Here is a 17,778-nt window from a genome sequence, read left to right on the forward strand (position 1 = left end):
GAGGCATGACGGCATACGTTGATTGGCGCACTCGAGTTCCCAAATGCGTTTGCAGGAAGGAACGCGGGCGAGGGGGCGCGGCGTCAGGATTTGCTGGCAACTATTTTGGTCAACTCGATACCGGCCAGCGAATTTGAATCGCCCAAATCGCGAACACTGTCCATGTGATGACGACCCGCGATCAGGCGGTACGAGACGTCGAGCCCTTGGCGCCCGAGGCGCCTGGTGAACGCGCCGGCCTGATCGTGAAAGGGCGGTGTTTCGCGTGAGCCGACCAATACTGAAACGCTCGTCCCGGTATCATAGGTCTGGCGCAGCGGCGTGAAGCGGCGCACTTCCTCGTCGGTGAGGGCGATCTCGGCTTGCAGGAATGACTTCTGCAACGGCGCCAGGTCGTAGAGCCCGCCCAACAGCAGCGCAGCCTGGATGCCCGATGGGGCGCCGGCGCGGAACAGCATGCAAGCAAGCTGGGCCCCGGCCGAATGGCCGCTGACCGTAAAGCGGGACGGATCGCCGCCGAAGGCGCCGATATTGTCCAGGACCCATTGTTTGGCCCGGCTAACCTGATCGACGATCGTGGCCATCCGCACGCCCGGCATCAGCCCATAGTCCACGATGACCGCGATAGCGCCCGCCTCGGTCACCGTCTCGGCTACGAGCGAATAGTCCCGCTTGGAAAACATGCGCCAATAGCCGCCATGAATGAACATGTGGACCGGCAGAGGACCGCTCGCTCCGGGCGGCACGAAGATATCCAGTGTTTCGGAGGCGCCGTCGCCATACCCCGCTTCGCTCATCCGCAAGCGCTCGCGCGTGGCAGCACTGCGCGACACGATGTCGGCAACGACCATGTCGAAATCTGGCTGGTGTCCACGTATTCGGAAGGGATCTTTCTCCATCTCGGCCTCTCTAGAAGCTCGCGGCGATGTATTTCGCCTCCATAAACTCAGCGATGCCGTGATGCTGTCCGCCTTCGCGACCCAAGCCACTCTGTTTGACGCCTCCAAATGGTGCGGCAGGGTCGGAAACCAGTCCCCGGTTGAGGCCGATCATGCCGGCCTCGACTTTGCCCGCGAACCGCAGACCGCGGCCGACATCGCCGGTGTAAATGTAGGCTGCAAGGCCGTATTCGGTGTCATTGGCGCGGGCGATGACCTCGTCCTCGGTCTCAAAGCGCGAGACCGGCGCAACCGGGCCAAAGATTTCCTCCGATGCCATGTCGGCATCCCGCGGCACCTCGGTCAGCACCGTGGGTTGATAGAAGAAGCCGCGCTCGTTTGGAATCTGGCCACCGCAGACGACCTGGGCGCCCCGCTTGACGGCGTCTGCGACCAGACGGTCGATCTTGTCGACGGCTTTTTTGGTGATCATCGGGCCGCAATCGGTGGCCGCGTCATAGCCGGCGCCGATCTTGAGGGCCTGCATGCGTCCAGCAAGCCCGGCGACGAACGCGTCATGGATGCCCGATTGCACATAGATGCGGTTCGCGGCGGTGCAGGCCTCGCCGGCATTGCGCATCTTGGCGATCATCGCACCATCAAGGGCGGCGTTCAGGTCCGCGTCGTCGAACACGATGAACGGCGCATTGCCGCCCAATTCCATGGCGCATGAAATCACATGCTTGGAGGCCTCAGCGAGGAGCGCACGGCCGACGCTGGTCGAGCCGGTAAACGACAGCTTGCGCACGCGGGGGTCGGCAAGGATGGCGGCGGTCAAAGGCCCGGGCGCGGTGGTGGTGATGACGTTGACAACGCCGGGTGGCACCCCTGCTTCTTCGTAGATGGCGGCGAGGGCGAAAGCCGTCAGCGGCGTCTCGGAGGCCGGTTTGAGGATAATAGTGCATCCCGCTGCGAGCGCCGGTGCGATCTTGCGCGTCGCCATGGCGGCGGGAAAATTCCACGGCGTGATGAGCAGGCAGATGCCGATGGGCTGATAGTCGACGATGATCCGGTTGGTTCCGGCCGGGGCCGTGCCAAATTCGCCGGTGATGCGCACGGCCTCTTCGGCATTCCACCGGAAGAATTCGGCCGCATAGGCGACCTCGCCACGGGCATCGCGAAGCGCCTTTCCATTTTCCATGGAAATGAGCATGGCGAGCATCTCGGCCCGCTCGACCATCAGCTCGAAACAACGACGGAGGATCTCGGAGCGCTTGCGTGGGGCGGTATTGCGCCACCCCTCGGCAGAGCTAGCCGCCGCCTCGACTGCCGAGCTCGCGTCTTCGAGCGTCGCGTCAGGAACAGAGGCCAGGACCATCTCGGTGGATGGATCGACAACGTCGATAACCCTGCCGCCGTGAGCGGGCTGCCATTGCCCGTTGATGTAGAGGCCTCTTGCGCAGGCCTGGATGTCGGGAATCGTGGTCATGGTGCCGTACCGTTGTCTTGGGCTGCCGCAGCTACGAAATCGCCGTCATATGCGGCCTGGATCAGGCCGGTCATGGCGGCAAGATCAATGGGGCGGGGATTGTTCTTTATGAGCCGCTCGATGCCGATCGCCTGCTGAGCCGTCCACTCGATTTTATCGCTTTGCAGCCCGAGTTCCGACAGCGTGCGCGGAATCTTGATGGCGGCAAATATCCGCGTCACCGCGTCAATAGCAGCCTGGGCGTTCTCGCCGTCGCTCCTGCCTTGGGTGGCCAGCCCGAGTGCAGACGCCACTTGAGCCAGTTCTGGTGTGCATGCAGGTCTATTGTAGGTCATCACATAGGGCAGCAGCGCCGCTACCCCCAGGCCATGCGCGGTGTGCGTCAACGCGCCGAGTGGATACTGGATAGCATGCGCCGCCGCCGTGCCGGCCGTACCGAATGCGCAGCCTGCCGCGGTTGCCGCCATCATCACATCGGCCCGCGCGTCCTCATTGCCGCCATCGGTGAACGCCGTGACCAGGCTCCGGCCGAGCAGCTTGATCGCCAGAAGCGCGAAATGATCGGTGAATGCGGATTTGCCGACAAAGACATGGCGTTGCGCCAAGTCCGCAGCGGGCTCACGACGGAGCGCGGTAAAGGCCTCGATCGCGTGCGTCAGCGCGTCGGCGCCGGCGATGGCGGTCAGCCCCGCGGGGCAGGAATAGGTCAGTTCAGGATCGCAGATTGCCGCTGTCGAGATCAGGTATGGGCTCGATATCCCCACCTTCAGCGTCCGCTCGGGGTCAGAGATCACGGCGACGGGCGTCACCTCCGAGCCAGTTCCGGCAGTCGTCGGCACCAGGATGACTGGCAACACCGGCCCCGGAACCTTGAACTCCCCGTAATAGTCCTGGAGCCGGCCGCCATGCGTGAGCAACAGGGCCGAGCATTTGGCAAAGTCGAGGCATGAACCCCCGCCGATGCCGATGACCATATCGGGGGCGAACTCCCTCGCCTGCTCGGCGCCTTCAGCCACGCTGTCGCGCGGTACGTCCGGCAAAATCGTGTCCTGGACAAGAATCTCGATGGAGGCGGCGCGCAGGCTGTCCATCATCACGGCGAACACCGACGTGGCGGCAAAGCGTTCATCGGTACAGACCAACGCTCGCCTGCCGGTGCGCGCCGCAACACTGGCAAGGGCAGAGCGCTGGCCTTTGCCGAACAGGACTTCGCGCGGAATACGCAGGGCGCCGTAGAGGGACATCACAGCCGCTCCTCGCGTCTACATCTGGCGATTTCCGCCTGCACAAACTGCCCCCGAAACCAGCCCAAGATCCCCTCCCCGGTGACCCATACATCAAATCCTATAGGATATAGCATTGCTTGCTGTCGAGTCTCGTGCTAGCAGTTTTTTCGATGAACGGCGGTATTTCCATCTGATGGCTACGAGCGACATATACGGCGAAAACACTGCACTGGCGCGCCCCGCGAGCCTGGCGGGCGGGGTATACGAAGCTATTTTCGCGCAACTGATGTCACTGAAGATTGCGCCGGGAGCGCGCATCACCGTCGATAGTCTGGTGCGCGAAATGAACGTGTCGCAAACCCCGATCCGCGAGGCGCTGGGGCGCCTTGAGGGTGAGGGCCTCGTGCTCAGAACCCACCTCGTGGGATACCGCGCGACGCCGCAGATCACCCGCAACGGTTTCGACGAACTTTATGAACTCAGGCTCGCGCTCGAGCCGGACGCCGCCGCCAAGACTGCAGCCGGCATGGACGATGCCCGCCTGTCAGAAATGCGAACCCTGGCAAGCGGCATGGCTGGGAACGCTGGCGCTGACGAGCAATTGCGCTATTCGGATTTCGCGCGGCAGGATGCCGAGTTTCATGATCGCGTTCTCCAGTTTGCCGGTAACGGCCTGATCCGCGAGACGCTGCGCCTGCAGCATGCCCACTTCCACATCTTCAGGCTGATGTTTCACTGGCGGGTGACCGCTGAGGCGCTCGACGAACACGATGCGATCATGACCGCGTTCGAGCAGCGTTCGCCAGAGGCGGCGCACGAAGCGATGCGTCGGCACATCATCAATTCAAGGGCTCGGCTGTTGCCGGCCTTCGACTAATTCAAATCTGTGGCAAGCGGGTTGGTACTCGCTGGGACAACAAGGAGGAATTGTCATGCCCGCCAAGAAAATCTTGATGCTCACCGGTGAGTTCACCGAGGAATACGAAATCTTCGTCTATCAGAAGGGCATGGAAGCGGTGGGCCATACGGTTCATGTCGTTTGCCCCGACAAGAAGGCCGGGGATCGCATCAAGACCTCGCTGCATGATTTCGAGGGCGACCAGACCTATACCGAAAAGCCCGGTCACTATGCCGATATCAACAAGACGTTCTCGGAAGCCGAGGCGCAGGTGGCCCAATATGACGCGGTCTACTGCGCCGGTGGCCGTGGCCCCGAATATATCCGCACTGACAAGCGTATCCAGGCGCTTGTTCGCCATTTCCATGAGACGAACAAGCCGATCTTCACGATCTGCCATGGCGTTCAAATCCTCATCGCCGTCGACGGCGTGGTGCGGGGCAAGCGCGTGGCGGCCCTGGCGGCGTGCGAACCCGAAGTGACGCTTGCGGGTGGCACCTATGTCGACCTGTCGCCCACCGACTCGCTGATCGACGGGACCATGGTGTCGGCCAAGGGCTGGACGGCCCTAGGCGCCTTCATGCGCGATTGCCTCAAGGTTCTGGGCACCGAGATCAAACTCTGAGCTGTGCTCTCAAAGAAAAGCTCCCCCACAATGTGGGGGAGTTTTGTCATGTAGCCACCGGACGGAGGGTGCGACCAGTTTGGGTCAGGCCGCGTCCCAACCATCGCGCATAAGGCGATAGCCTTTGCGATAAACGTCCTCGGGTGTCTCGAAGAGCGGACGCCAGATTTTCGTCGCCGCGGCAAGATCGGGCAGCGCCGAACCGAAGGATTCGATGGTCATCCAGCGATCGTAGCCGGCTGACTTGAGCGCCTTGAATACCGACGCGAAGTCGATGTGGCCGGCGCCCGGAACCCCGCGATTGTTCTCCGAAATGTGGACGTGATTGATCTGCCCGAACGTCGTGGGGATGACATCGACTATCGAATCTTCTTCGATATTGAAATGGAACGTGTCGTAGAGGTAGCCGACATTGGCGGCGCCGACCCGCTTGATGAGGTCCGCAGCCTGGGCGGCCGTGTTGAGGAAATAGCACTCGAAGCGGTTGAGCGGCTCGATCGATATTTCGATGCCAGATTTGGCAGCATACGCGCCGGCCTGTTTCAACACCTCGGAGACACGGTCAATCTCCTCGGGCTGGGGACCGCGGCCACTGAACTGGCCGAGCGGCTGGTGAAAGGGCCCGGCAAACATGGTCCCGCCCAGCGCCTCGGTGCAATCCGTCAGCCATTTGAGGTGGCCAAGGGCCCCTTCCCGCTCGGCTGCATCGGCGCTGACCGCGCTTTTGCCGCCACCCGGCATGATGCCGACGCCCTGCCCGACCAGACCGATATCCCTCAGGCGTCGTCCCAGCTTGCGGAAATGCTCTGGATCCCCCTCGAACATCGGAACCTCGACCCCGTCATAGCCGGTGGCCTTGAGGTCTTCGATGATGGCCATGTGCTCATCGGTGACGTGCGTGGCCCATAGCAGCAGGTTGAAGCCGAGCTTGACGCTCAAAGCTGCACCCACTTGCCCGACATGCCCGAGGCGATGATCGCGTCACAGATGCGGTTGGTTTCGAGCGCGTCGCGGAAGGTCGGCGCGGCCGGCTTGCCGGTCCTCAGCCCGTCGAGGAAATCGGCCACCTGGTGGGTGAAGCTGTGCTCATAGCCGATGATGAGGCCTGGCACCCACCACTTGCCCAGATAAGGATGATCGCCATCGGTCACCAGAATATTGGTCCAGCCTCGCTGCGCGCCTTCGATACTGTGGTCGAAAAATTGCACGCGGTTCAGATCGTGCAGATCCCAGGCCAGCGAGCCCTTCTCGCCATTGATCTCGAGCGTGTAGCCGGCCTTGTGGCCGCGGGCGTACCGGGTCGATTCAAACGTACCAAGCGAGCCATTTCCGAAGCGCGCGAGCACCGCCGCCGCATCGTCGATGCCCACCGCCTGCTTCTTGCCAGTCTCTGCGTGCACGCGCTCCTTGATGAAAGTTTCAGTCATCGCGGTCAGCGAGGTGATGCCGCCATTGATCCAGATCGCGGTATCGAGGCAATGGGCCAGCAGATCGCCGGTGACGCCGGAGCCCGCCGCCTCGACATCGAGCCGCCACGTCGCGGCACCGCCCTGCGGCACGTCTGGCGAGATCGTCCAGTCCTGGAGGAATTTCGCGCGGTAGTGGAATATCTGACCGAGCCTGCCAGCCTCGACCATGTTCTTGATCAGCGTCACCGCCGGCACGCGGCGGTAATTGTACCAGACCATATTGGGGACGCCGGCCTGCTCGACCGCGTCCACCATCGGCTTGCCTTCGGCCTCGGTGCGCGCCAGCGGCTTTTCGCAGAGCACCATCTTGCCAGCCTTGGCAGCGGCGATGGCGATCTCAGCGTGCAGGTCATTGGGCACGCAAATATCGATCGCGTCGATATCCTTGCGCTCGATCATCGCCTGCCAGTCGCTCTCCTGGCTCTCATAGCCCCACTGCTCGGCGAAATGGCGGAGCTTGGAGACGTTGCGGGCCGCGGCGGCCTTCAGCACCGGACGATAGCCGGTGTCGAAGAAGTGCGAGACATTGGCCCAGGCGTTGGAATGGGCGCGGGCCATGAAGCCATAACCCACCATGCCGACATTGAGTTGCTTGGTCATTAGGTCCCCTTCTATTCACGCCAGCCGTGGGCGTCGCGAACCTGCACCATCTGGCCCAGGATTCTGTTCCAGGTTTCCTGCGACTCCATCACCGCGTTGGGGAACATGCAGCCGTCCCAGCAGATGTGGCGCATCGTCTTGGTCAGCTCGCCCTTCTCGTCGCGCAGCCAATAGCCGGCATGCTTGACCACATCGAGCCGGCCATTGGGATCATCGACCTGGCAATGGCGGCCGGTCTTTTCATGATCGCCCGACCCGAAGGTGGTGCCGTCATTCTGGGCGACGTGGAAATCGAGCGTCCACGGCCGAAGCGCGTCGGCAACCTGCCTGTAGGCCGCGTCCAGCGCCGGCTTGTCGGCCCAGTCGAAATCGGGCGGCAGGATGCGATCCTTCTCGGCATTGGCGCCAAGCACAAACAGCATCGAATGGGCCATATCGGCCTGGTAGCCGACGACGCCGGGCATCCCGACCATTTCGAGCAGCTTCAGGTTCTCACGCCAGGAATGCATGCCGCCCCAGCAAATCTCACCTTCGGCAACGATGAACTCGCCATGGGCCTGCGCGATCCGGCCTGCCTCCCGGAAGGTCGCGGCGATCTTGCGTGTATTGCCCTCGGGGTCCTGGTCCCAGGCCTCGACGCCGGTCGAACTGTCGACGCGGATGCCGCCGCTTGGGCGAATGCCGATTTCACGCATCCACTGCCCGATCTGGCAGGCCTTTTTCACCTGAGTGAGGAAGCGCTTCACCTCGTCGGCATCCCCCATGGCCGAGCCGCCGCCGGCGCCGCCCCAGATGGGAGCAACGAATGAGCCGACCTCGAGGCCGAAGCTGGCGATATGGTCGGACACGCGCTTGATGTCGTCCGGGCTGGAATCGATCGAAATATGAGGATCGGCAAGCCACAGATCGACACCGTCAAACTTCTGACCGCCGGCTTCGGCGCCGGCGGTCAGCTTGAGGAGCGTGTCGAGGGGAATGATCGGCTCTGAATCCGGGGCGCCCTTGCCGACCACGCCGGGCCAAGTTGCATTGTGCAGCTTGGGATAGCTGTTATTGGATGCCATGCTACTCCTCCCAGAGTATGTGCGGCCACCCTTTTCAGGCAGCGTTGTGCGCCAGGTTCATGCCCGAGTTTGCATCAAAGAAGATGACCTTTTCCGGGTCCCAGGTGAAGCGCACATCTTCATTGACCTGAAGCTGCGCCTGCTTGGACACTGTGGCATGGAAGAACTTGTCGTTGACGCGCAGGGTGATGATCTTTTCCACGCCGTGGTTCTCGATGTCCTGCACGCGCGCTGAAACAGGTGCTCCGCTTTCCAGATGCAGGTCCTCCGGACGCACGCCAAACAGCAGCGGCCGCCCTTCCCCGGCGCTTGCCTTGGCTGCTCCGAGCGGCAGGCGGGCTCCGATGGCGCTGGCCGCGTCGCCCGAAACCTGACCGTCGATAAGGTTCATAGGCGGCGAGCCGACAGCCCGGGCGACGAAGGTGTTGACCGGGTTGTTGTAGATTTCATAGGGGGTGCCGACCTGAATGAGCTGGCCGTCGGTGAGCACGCCGATCTTGTCGCCCATGGACATGGCCTCGACTTGGTCATGCGTCACGAACAGGAAGGTGGCGCCCAGATTGACCTGCAGGCTCTTGAGCTCGGTGCGAAGGACTTCGCGCAGCTTGGCGTCGAGTGCCGAAAGCGGCTCGTCCATCAGGAACAGCCGCGGCTTGCGCACGATCGCGCGGCCAATAGAGACGCGCTGCATCTCGCCACCTGACAGACGGTCCGTCTTGCGATCCAGAAGATGCTCGATGCGCAGCGTTTTTGCGACACGGGCGATTTGCGCATCGATCTCGACCTGCGGGGTTTTGCGGATCGGCGACTTGAGGGGAAAAGCCAGGTTTTCCCGCACAGTATAGCGTGGGTAGAGCGAATATTGCTGGAGGACCAGAGCGACGTCGCGTTCGGCGGCACCCCAGTCGTTCACTTCCACTCCGTCGATGAACACCTGACCGGAATCGGGTTTCTCGAGACCGGCGACGACACGTAACGTGGTGGTCTTGCCCGCACCGGTCTGGCCGAGCAGCACGAAGAACTCGCCATCGGCGACCTCGAGGCTGAGGTCCTTGAGGGCGGTGTGGGTGCCAAAAGTCTTGGTGATATTCCTGAGCTGGATATTGGCCATCAGAACCTCACTCCCAACGAGATGCCGGACGTCACGTCAAAGAAGTGCGCTTGTCCGGGATCGATGCGTGCCCATACCTTTTGGCCGGACGCACTGACGAAAGCGCTTTTGGTGCGCGCCCGCAGAATGCCGTCGCCAACCTTGAGGTCGACAATGTCATGGGAGCCAAGCGGCTCGATGATGCCGGCAACCAGTTGGACATAGCCGTCCTTGGCATCGCGCGAAATCAGGACGCCCTCGGGCCGCACGCCGAGCATCAACTTGTCTTTCTGGACGTTGGCTGCACTCAGTTTTCCGGCGAGTTCGGCGGGGAAATCGAAGGCAACGGCAGTGCCGTCGAGGCCGACCTGCACCCGCCCTGCCGCCTCGCGGATATCGGCAGTCTTCATGTTCATCACCGGACTGCCCACGAATTGCGCGACGAACATGTTCGCCGGGTATTCGTAGACGTCGGCCGGCGTGCCCAATTGCTGCAGTATGCCCTCATGCATGACCACGATGCGGTCTGCGAGCGCCATGGCCTCCACCTGATCATGCGTCACGTAGACGGATGTGGAGCCGTTTTCGACGTGAAGCCGCTTGAGCTCCACGCGCATGGTTTCGCGCAGCTTGGCATCAAGCGAGCCGATTGGCTCATCGAGCAGGATGCCCTTGGGGCGGCGGACCAGCGAGCGGCCGATGGCGACGCGCTGCATGTCCCCACCCGACAATGCCGACGGACGGCGCTTGAGCAGGTGGTTGATCCCCAGCGATCCGGCCACCGACCTCACCGTGGTGTCGATTTCCGCGCGGTTCATTCGCACGGCCCGCAAGGGGAAGGCCATGTTCTCGTACACGGTCAGGTGCGGGTAGAGAGCATAGTTCTGGAACACGAAGGCGACGTCGCGTTCCGCCGCACGCAGGGTCTGCACCGGCTTGCCATCGATCAGGATATCACCTGAATCGATGTCTTCCAGACCCGCAATGGCTCGCAGGGTGGTCGTCTTGCCGCAGCCCGATGGGCCCAGAAACACGACGAACTCCTTGTCCTTGACGGTCAGGCCGACATCGCGAATGACGTGCACCGGCCCGAAATGCTTGTCGACGTTACGAAGTTCTATCTCAGCCATGACCGGCCCCCGTCTTTATGGTCTGCGACAGGGACACCGGCCCGGTGTCGTCTTCATCCACACGCTCGAGTGGCGGCGCGATGTGCACGGACACGTTGAAGGCAATGAGCCCGATCAGCATGACGAGAACGCTCCAGCTGTGCAGGAACGCCACCCATGGCTGGCAGAGGAACAGGATGCCCAGAATGCTGACCACGATCGAGGCCGGCCCGAGGAACTTCTGATTGAATACAGCAATGTTCATTTGCGGATTGCACCAAAGCTCATGCCGCGCAGCAGATGGTTGCGGAGCAGGAAGGTGAAGATGGCGACAGGCAGCAGGAACAGCACCGTGCCGGCGGCTATAACAGTCCAGTCCTGCAGGCCAGTCCCGACCTGGCTGGGAATGAACGGTGGGGCGGTCTGCGCTCGCCGATTGGAAAGGATCAGCGCGAAGGCATATTCGTTCCAGGCCGTGATGAAGCAAAACACGGCCGTTGCGGCGATGCCCGTTGCCGCCTCGGGCAGCACGATCTTGAAGAAGGCCTGCATGCGCGTGTAACCGTCGACCAGCGCGGCCTCTTCATATTCCTTCGGAATTTCGTCGATGAACCCCTTCATCAGCCACACGGCAAAAGACACGTTGAACGCGGTGTAGAGGATGATGAGGCCGATATGGGTGTCGTTGAGCCCGACCGCCCGGTACATCAGGAACATCGGGATGGCGACGACCACAGGCGGCAGCATGCGGGTCGAGAGAATGAAGAACAGGAGATCCGCCTCTCCCTTGACCCTGAAACGCGAGAATCCGTATGCGGTGATCGTGCCAAGGGACACAGCGAGCAGCGTCGAGGTGATCGCGATGATCAGCGAGTTCGCGAAGCGACTGGGATAGGCCGAGAACACCACATCGCCATTGCCGTCGCGGGCGAGCCGCTCGCCGCCGTCGAGAACCAGTTTTTCCCACCATGGCGCAGCTTCATAGACCTCGGGCGTCACTGGCGCCGTCAATTGCGCGCGCTTGGTGAACAGCTTGACGAACGGGGTGATTTGCGGCTCGAACACCACGGTGGGCGGCACCGACGTCGCCAGCACCAGTGGCTTGAACGCCGTCGTGGTGATCCAATAGATCGGCGACAGGAAGATCAGGGTAATAACGATGACCGCGCCGATGGCGATGCGGTTGCCCAGACGCCCGGCGCGCGTTGAAACGATGGCCATTCTAGCGCTCCTTCGCCTTGTTGAGATACTTGACGTAGATATTGGTGATGCACAGCACCATGATCAGGATGATGTAGGCGAGGGCCGACGCGGGGCCGGTCTGCCACTGCTGGAATGCCATCTTGTAAAGGCGCGACGAGATCAGCTCGGCCTGCGGCTGGCCGGTCATGACGAAGGCGATGTCGAACGTCTTGAAGGCCTCCATGGTGCGAAAGATCACCGCGATCAGCAGGATCGGCGCCACCAACGGCAGCGTGATGCGGAAGAAGGTGTAGAACCGCCCGGCGCGATCGATCGAAGCCGCTTCGTAGAGGTGCTTGGGCACCGCGCTGAGGCCCGCAAGCGACAGCAGCATGACAAAGGGCGACCACATCCAGATATCGGTAATGGCCACCGAATAGAGCGCCAGGCTCGGATCGGTCAGCCAGGCAACCTTGCCCAGGCCCAGCGCATGGTTGAGGATGCCCCAGGACGGATCGTAGATCAGCTTCCAGAACAGGCCCACGACTACTGGCGAGAGCATCATGGGCAGCAATAGCAGGGTTGTCAGCAGCCCCTTGCCCGGAATGGGCCGGTTGAGCAAAAGCGCCAGACCAAAGCCGACGATAAACTGGCCAGTCACGGAGACGACCACATACCAAAGCGTAGTCGCAAAACTGCGCCAGATCACCGGATCGGCCAGCACGTCCACGTAGTTTTTGAGCCCAACGAAATTGACCGGATCCTTGCTCGACGCGCGAAAGTCGGTGAACGAGAAACCCAGTGAATAGAGCAATGGAAAGACGTTGAAGATAATAAGAAACGCTACGGTCGGAATGACGAACAGGTTTCTGATGGTGATGTCGCTCCACCCCCGCGCCGCGGCGCGTGAGCCCGAACTGAGCGGTGTCATCATGTGATTCAATGCACGATCCCCCCGGTTGAAATGCCCGGGGAGGCAATGCCTCCCGGGGCAAAATTCGTGACTATTCGGCCGGATAGCCGGCTGTCTTGAGGGTTTCGACCCAGGTCGCCGCGAGCTTGTCGAGGGTTTCCTGCGCCGTGCCGTTGCCATTCACGACATATTCGAACAGGCCCTGTTGGCCCTCATCGAGCAGCTCGGCATATTCAGGCAAAGCCCAGAAGTCGCGGACCTTGAACATCGTCTCGTAGAATGCCTTGTTGTAGGGGGTGGCATTCTGGAACTCGTCCGACTTCAGGATCGCGGCCGAAGCCGTGTAGCCGCCGAGTTCGGCCCAGCGTTTCTGGGTCTCGTCCTTGACCAGCCAATCGAGGAATTTCATCGCCTCGTCCTGGTTCTGGCTGTACGAGATGAGCGAGATGCCCTGGCCACCAAGAGCGGCAAAGTCATCCCCACGCGGGCCGGGCGGGTTGGCGAAGAAGCCCATATTGGCGGCATGCGGATTGGTCGCTTCGTTGAGCAGCGAGGGGAAGAACGCAAAGAAGTTCATGCCCATAGCCACCTGACCCTGTGCAATCGCCGTGTTCACTTCGGCGAAGAACGCATTGCCCCAGCCCGGAGGGCCGAAACCGAAGAGCTTGCGGTAGTCCTCAAGGCCTTCCACGGATTCCGGCGAGTTCAGCAGTCCGCTCACCTTGTAGCTGGCATAATCGCCGAGCGAGCCGCCATAGGAGAAGATGAAGTTCTCGACACCCATCATCAGAGCATCGCCCGTAGGCTGGGTATAAATCGCAGCGCCGTAACGGTTCTCGGCGGGGCGGTTGAAGAACTCCGCGATGTCGAGGATCTGCTTCATGGTGGTCGGCACAGCAAGATCGTAGCCGTACTTGGCCTTGAAGTTGGTCATCTCGGTCGGATCTTCGAACCAGTCCTTGCGGTAGGCCCAACCGACGGCGTCGCCCTCCAGCGGCACCGACCAGTAATGGCCCGAGCTATCCGGATATTCGGAATAGAACTTCATGGTGGCCGGAGCCATGGCTTCGGTCAGGTTGTGCTCTTTGACGAAGTCGGTGAGCTCCACATAATGGCCACCGGTCGAGGCCGCCCCCAGGAATTGGCTGTCGCCGACCACGAGATCATAGGCCGAGCCCTGAGCGTTGAGTTCAGTGAACAGCTTGGTCTGAAAGTCTGGCCAGGGAACCGTATCGACGGTAACCGTCACGCCGGTCTCGGCCTGATATTCATTCACGAGTTCCTGCAGATAATTTGCAGGGTCCCATTCAGCCCACAGAATGGTGAGTTCCTGAGCCTGTGCGGAAACCGCACCTATCGTCATCAAGCTTGCACCGGCCAATAGACCGGCAATGGTCTTGCGCATAGTTTCATCTCCTCCCTCGGGATGCACTGTCTCGCTGCTAGCGAGAATTTTGCTGCGTAATGATCAGGCACTATGACAAGACGACCCCTCCCTAAGTCGTGCTTCCGCCTCCTCAGTCTCCGGCGACATCGAAGCCCGACTATTATTGTCGGTTGCCTCTCCCCCCGCCCTTCGCACTGGCCACGCCGCCTTTGGCGGTCATTGGCTCAGCTCGGCTTCTTTTCCCCTGCGGCCTCTGCTTCGGCCGCATTCACCAGGGCCAGGGCCGCCCATTGCGCGACAGCCTCTGCCTCCGCTGCGGCCAGCCCCCAGATGTCCCGCAGGACGATGATCACCTCGACGCCAAAGACCAGCGACAAGGCCTGTGACAGCCGCAGCCGCTGTGCCCGCGACAGCGTGTCCGCCATCGGCTTGGTCGCCCGCATCAACAGGTCGACACGGTGGCCACGCGTAAACTGCGGCTCGGCGCCAAGCGTCCCCACCTGCCGCCGCGCCCACTGGTCGAGCGAGAGCTTAAGGGCGGCCTTGAACGTTGCCTCGAATTCGTTGATCCGCGGCATCGAGGAGGCCAGCAAATCTTTCACCCTGGCACGGGCGTCGTTCTCGTCCGTTTTCCAGTCAAGAATCGGCCCGAGAGCCTCATCGACAACCGCGTGGACAAGCACGGCCTGGCTCGGGAAATACCGATAGGCCGTTGCCCGTGAGACCCCTGCCGCCTCGGCCACTTCACTGACCGAAGGCGTGACGCCCGATTGCATGAGGGCCGTGGCGGATTGGAGCATGAGCCGGCGAGTGCGTGCCCTTGGCCCGCGCTCTGTCGCCTCCCCCTTTTCCGTGCTGGCCGTTTTGGCTCGTTGACGTAAGACTGGCATATCAATATGATACACGCATCTCATTTTTGAGCAATAGCATAGAAATTGCCGCAACAATAATGGCGCGACGCTCCATCAAGAGGGCCAGGGCGGGGGAACGAATGGGCCATATCCTGGTGGTGGGCACCGCCGACACGAAAGGCGAAGAGCTCGCCTACCTGGCGTCATGCGTGCGCTCCGCAGGCGGGCATGCGCTGGTCATCGATGTCGGTACGCGGGCGCCAGCTATCGCGGTCGATATTGCAGCAACCACCGTTGCCGCCGCCCATCCGCAAGGCATAACCGCCGTTTTGGGGAGCGACGACCGGGGCACCGCCGTGGCGGCCATGGGTGAGGCTTTCACACGCTATGTGGCGGGCCGTTCCGACATTGCGGGCATGGTGGGCATCGGCGGCGGCGGCGGAACATCGATCGTGACGCAGGGCATGCGGCAATTGCCGCTCGGCATTCCAAAGCTGATGGTATCGACGCTCGCGTCGGGCGACGTTTCGGGCTTTGTCGGCGTGTCGGACATCGTCATGATCCCGGCTATCACGGATATGGCTGGCCTCAACCGACTAAGCCGCAGCATTCTCAACAATGCGGGCCAGGCGATCGCGGCGATGGTGGCTCACCCAGTTGAGCAGGCCCAAGACAAGCCGGCTTTGGGGCTCACGATGTTCGGCGTTACCACGCCCTGCGTCACCGCCATCGCAGCCCAGCTGCGCGACGACTACGACTGTCTGATTTTCCATGCCACCGGCACCGGCGGACGCACAGTGGAAAAGCTCGCCGATAGCGGCCTGTTGCACGGCATGCTGGACATCACCACGACCGAGGTCTGTGACCTGCTGTTCGGCGGCGTACTTCCGGCAACCGAGGACCGGTTCGGTGCCATCGCCCGCACCAAGCTGCCCTGCGTGATGTCGGTCGGTGCCGTGGATATGATCAATTTCTGGGCACTCGAGACAATGCCGGCCCACTATGCCGGCCGGCGCATCTACCGGCACAATCCCAATGTCACGCTGATGCGCACGACGGTGGAAGAGAACGTCGAAATTGGCCGCTGGATCGGCGACAGGCTGAACCAGTGCCAGGGCCCGGTGCATATGCTGCTACCCCAGAATGGTGTGTCGGCGCTCGATATCGAAGGCGGCGCGTTCTGGGACCCGGCGGCGGATGCGGCCCTGTTTGATGCGCTGGAGCAGACCGTCCACCACACAGCGAGCCGCCGCGTTACGCGTCTGCCGTTCCACATCAATGCCCCTGAATTCGCCGATGCGGCCGTTCGCTCGTTTCGCGAGATTTCCCCCAACTAAGAGAGCCTTTATGCCCGTCATCGACCGCAAAACCATCCTTGCCAAGTTCCGCTCCATGATCGAGGCCGGTGTGCCCATCATCGGTGGCGGCGCGGGAACGGGCATTTCCGCCAAGGCGGAGGAAGCCGGCGGCATCGACCTCATCATCATTTATAATTCGGGCCGCTATCGCATGGCGGGTCGAGGCTCCGCAGCCGGACTGCTCGCCTATGGCAATGCCAATGAGATCGTCAAGGAGATGGCGGTCGAAGTGCTCCCGGTCGTCAAGACCACGCCCGTGCTTGCCGGGGTCAACGGCACCGACCCGTTCATCCTGATCCCCCGCTTCCTTGCCGAACTCAAGGAGATGGGTTTCTCGGGCGTGCAGAACTTCCCCACCATCGGGCTATTCGACGGGTTGATGCGGCAGAGTTTTGAAGAAACCGGCATGAGCTACCAGCTCGAAGTCGACATGATTGCTGAAGCGCACAAGCTGGACCTGCTGACCACGCCCTATGTGTTCAACCCTGCCGAGGCCACAGCCATGGTCAATGCCGGCGCCGACATCATCGTGGCCCATATGGGCGTGACCACCGGCGGCACCATCGGCGCAACGTCGGCCAAGTCGCTCGACAATTGCGTCGGCGAGATCCAGGCCATCGCCGATGCGGCACGCAGGGCGCGCAGCGACATCATCGTGCTGTGCCATGGCGGGCCGATCTCGATGCCGGAGGACGCCCGCTATATTCTGGAACGCTGCCCAACCTGCCACGGCTTTTATGGCGCCAGTTCGATGGAACGCCTGCCGGCGGAGACCGCAATAAAGGCGCAGGCAGAGGCCTTCAAGAACCTGCGGACTGGAACACCAGCCTGAACGGAAGGATCACCCATGACCAAGCCGAACTATTTCGTCTACCCCAAGGACGTCGAGGCCTTTGGCTTCGATTGGGGGCAGCTGTCGCTGACGATCGGCCCCGATACCAATGGCGCGTCGCGTTTCTCGGGCGGCGTTGTAAACCTGCCGAGCGGTCAGGGGCACACGCGTCACAATCATCCGGGGGCCGAAGAGATCATTTTCGTCATAGCGGGCGAAGGCCAGCAGATGGTGGAAGACGAGCTTGGCAATCCGATCATTGCCGAGGTTCGGCCCGGCTGCACCATATATGTGCCTGAAAGCCGCTTTCATTCCACCAAGAACACCGGCGGCGGCCCCATGCAGCTTTTCGTGGTCTACTCGCCGTCCGGTCCCGAACGCGCGCTGAGGGAACTCCCCGACTTCCGCATCATTCCCCCAGGAACCGGACGGCGAGCCTGAGCAAAACGTCAATTCTCGGTAGCCCTCTTGCCACGCACCAGCGATATGCAAACGAGCGCAGCTCTGGTCTGCCCGCTCCGGCCCTCGCACGCAATGCCAAGCTGTGCTGTGGCGCCGCTCGAGGCTGAAAGTCCGGCAATGTCAGCATCGACCGTCGGAGGAGCTCTGAGCAGGCGGTCAGCGTTCGTGCTTCAGGGCATACTTGGCTCAGCTTGCCGTGGAGCTCCACGGTGATGCGCCGATTTTTCGGAATCGTTCGGGCCAGCCATATAGCAAAGGCACGTCGGTCGATGATTTCCGAGATGTTCGTTACGCAGAATTTGGCGAACGGCGAAACCCTGGCCACGACTTCCGCCGCTCAGAAGC

18 protein-coding genes are annotated in these 17,778 nt (G+C 61.9%); 5 read left to right on the forward strand and 13 right to left on the reverse strand.

Features of this window, described 5'->3' with window-relative positions; genetic code table 11:
• Positions 1-83: 83 nt before the first annotated feature.
• Genes N8A98_RS19870 through N8A98_RS19880 form a run of 3 tightly spaced genes read right to left on the reverse strand, consistent with a single transcriptional unit; the run spans position 84 to position 3,611 of the window.
• Positions 84-899: an alpha/beta hydrolase gene (locus N8A98_RS19870; protein WP_390888787.1), complete on the reverse strand. Its 816-nt coding sequence runs from the start codon at positions 897-899 to the stop codon at positions 84-86.
• A 10-nt stretch (positions 900-909) separates the two neighbouring features.
• Positions 910-2,367: an NAD-dependent succinate-semialdehyde dehydrogenase gene (locus N8A98_RS19875; RefSeq protein ID WP_262167941.1), complete on the reverse strand. Its 1,458-nt coding sequence runs from the start codon at positions 2,365-2,367 to the stop codon at positions 910-912.
• Positions 2,364-3,611, reverse strand: coding sequence for an iron-containing alcohol dehydrogenase (locus tag N8A98_RS19880; RefSeq protein ID WP_262167943.1), 1,248 nt, complete (start codon positions 3,609-3,611; stop codon positions 2,364-2,366). The genes N8A98_RS19875 and N8A98_RS19880 overlap by 4 nt, the downstream gene beginning before the upstream one ends.
• Before the next feature lie 175 nt (positions 3,612-3,786).
• Between N8A98_RS19880 and N8A98_RS19885 the strand changes: the two genes are divergently transcribed.
• Together N8A98_RS19885 and N8A98_RS19890 are read left to right on the forward strand one after the other, a co-directional pair.
• The gene (locus N8A98_RS19885; protein ID WP_262172083.1) at positions 3,787-4,470 is read left to right on the forward strand and encodes a GntR family transcriptional regulator; all 684 of its coding nucleotides are present in this window, start codon (positions 3,787-3,789) and stop codon (positions 4,468-4,470) included.
• A gap of 55 nt (positions 4,471-4,525) precedes the next feature.
• Complete coding sequence (locus tag N8A98_RS19890; protein ID WP_262167944.1) at positions 4,526-5,116, forward strand: DJ-1/PfpI family protein; 591 nt, start codon at positions 4,526-4,528, stop codon at positions 5,114-5,116.
• An 84-nt stretch (positions 5,117-5,200) separates the two neighbouring features.
• On the opposite strand, the gene N8A98_RS19895 is transcribed toward N8A98_RS19890, so the two are convergent.
• The 10 genes from N8A98_RS19895 to N8A98_RS19940 form a co-directional block, all read right to left on the reverse strand.
• On the reverse strand, positions 5,201-6,055 hold the full coding sequence (locus tag N8A98_RS19895; protein ID WP_262167946.1) for a sugar phosphate isomerase/epimerase family protein: 855 nt from the start codon (positions 6,053-6,055) through the stop codon (positions 5,201-5,203).
• A complete protein-coding gene (locus tag N8A98_RS19900; RefSeq protein WP_262167947.1) occupies positions 6,052-7,185 on the reverse strand; it encodes a Gfo/Idh/MocA family protein in 1,134 nt (377 codons plus the stop codon). Before N8A98_RS19900 ends, N8A98_RS19895 begins: the two co-directional genes overlap by 4 nt.
• 11 nt (positions 7,186-7,196) lie before the next feature.
• A complete protein-coding gene (locus N8A98_RS19905) occupies positions 7,197-8,249 on the reverse strand; it encodes a TIM barrel protein (protein ID WP_262167949.1) in 1,053 nt (350 codons plus the stop codon).
• Positions 8,250-8,283: 34 nt separating this feature from the next.
• On the reverse strand, positions 8,284-9,360 hold the full coding sequence (locus N8A98_RS19910) for an ABC transporter ATP-binding protein (protein WP_262167951.1): 1,077 nt from the start codon (positions 9,358-9,360) through the stop codon (positions 8,284-8,286).
• Positions 9,360-10,469: an ABC transporter ATP-binding protein gene (locus N8A98_RS19915; RefSeq protein WP_262167952.1), complete on the reverse strand. Its 1,110-nt coding sequence runs from the start codon at positions 10,467-10,469 to the stop codon at positions 9,360-9,362. The genes N8A98_RS19910 and N8A98_RS19915 overlap by 1 nt, the downstream gene beginning before the upstream one ends.
• On the reverse strand, positions 10,462-10,713 hold the full coding sequence (locus tag N8A98_RS19920) for a hypothetical protein (protein ID WP_262167954.1): 252 nt from the start codon (positions 10,711-10,713) through the stop codon (positions 10,462-10,464). Before N8A98_RS19920 ends, N8A98_RS19915 begins: the two co-directional genes overlap by 8 nt.
• Positions 10,710-11,669, reverse strand: a complete 960-nt coding sequence (locus tag N8A98_RS19925; protein WP_262167955.1) for a carbohydrate ABC transporter permease — start codon at positions 11,667-11,669, stop codon at positions 10,710-10,712. The genes N8A98_RS19920 and N8A98_RS19925 overlap by 4 nt, the downstream gene beginning before the upstream one ends.
• Before the next feature lies 1 nt (position 11,670).
• A complete protein-coding gene (locus N8A98_RS19930) occupies positions 11,671-12,561 on the reverse strand; it encodes a carbohydrate ABC transporter permease (RefSeq protein ID WP_262172085.1) in 891 nt (296 codons plus the stop codon).
• 73 nt (positions 12,562-12,634) lie between these two features.
• A complete protein-coding gene (locus tag N8A98_RS19935; protein ID WP_262167956.1) occupies positions 12,635-13,948 on the reverse strand; it encodes an ABC transporter substrate-binding protein in 1,314 nt (437 codons plus the stop codon).
• 206 nt (positions 13,949-14,154) lie between these two features.
• Entirely contained in the window at positions 14,155-14,820 is a 666-nt protein-coding gene (locus N8A98_RS19940; protein ID WP_262167958.1) for a TetR/AcrR family transcriptional regulator, read from the reverse strand.
• A gap of 101 nt (positions 14,821-14,921) precedes the next feature.
• Between N8A98_RS19940 and N8A98_RS19945 the strand changes: the two genes are divergently transcribed.
• Genes N8A98_RS19945 through N8A98_RS19955 form a run of 3 tightly spaced genes read left to right on the forward strand, consistent with a single transcriptional unit; the run spans position 14,922 to position 17,412 of the window.
• Positions 14,922-16,118: a Tm-1-like ATP-binding domain-containing protein gene (locus N8A98_RS19945; RefSeq protein ID WP_262167959.1), complete on the forward strand. Its 1,197-nt coding sequence runs from the start codon at positions 14,922-14,924 to the stop codon at positions 16,116-16,118.
• 10 nt (positions 16,119-16,128) lie between these two features.
• Positions 16,129-16,971, forward strand: coding sequence for a phosphoenolpyruvate hydrolase family protein (locus N8A98_RS19950; RefSeq protein ID WP_262167961.1), 843 nt, complete (start codon positions 16,129-16,131; stop codon positions 16,969-16,971).
• Between the two features lie 15 nt (positions 16,972-16,986).
• Entirely contained in the window at positions 16,987-17,412 is a 426-nt protein-coding gene (locus N8A98_RS19955) for a cupin domain-containing protein (RefSeq protein ID WP_262167962.1), read from the forward strand.
• Positions 17,413-17,778: the final 366 nt, after the last annotated feature.

This window comes from Devosia neptuniae, assembly GCF_025452235.1.
In the GTDB taxonomy this organism is placed as follows: Bacteria; Pseudomonadota; Alphaproteobacteria; order Rhizobiales; family Devosiaceae; genus Devosia.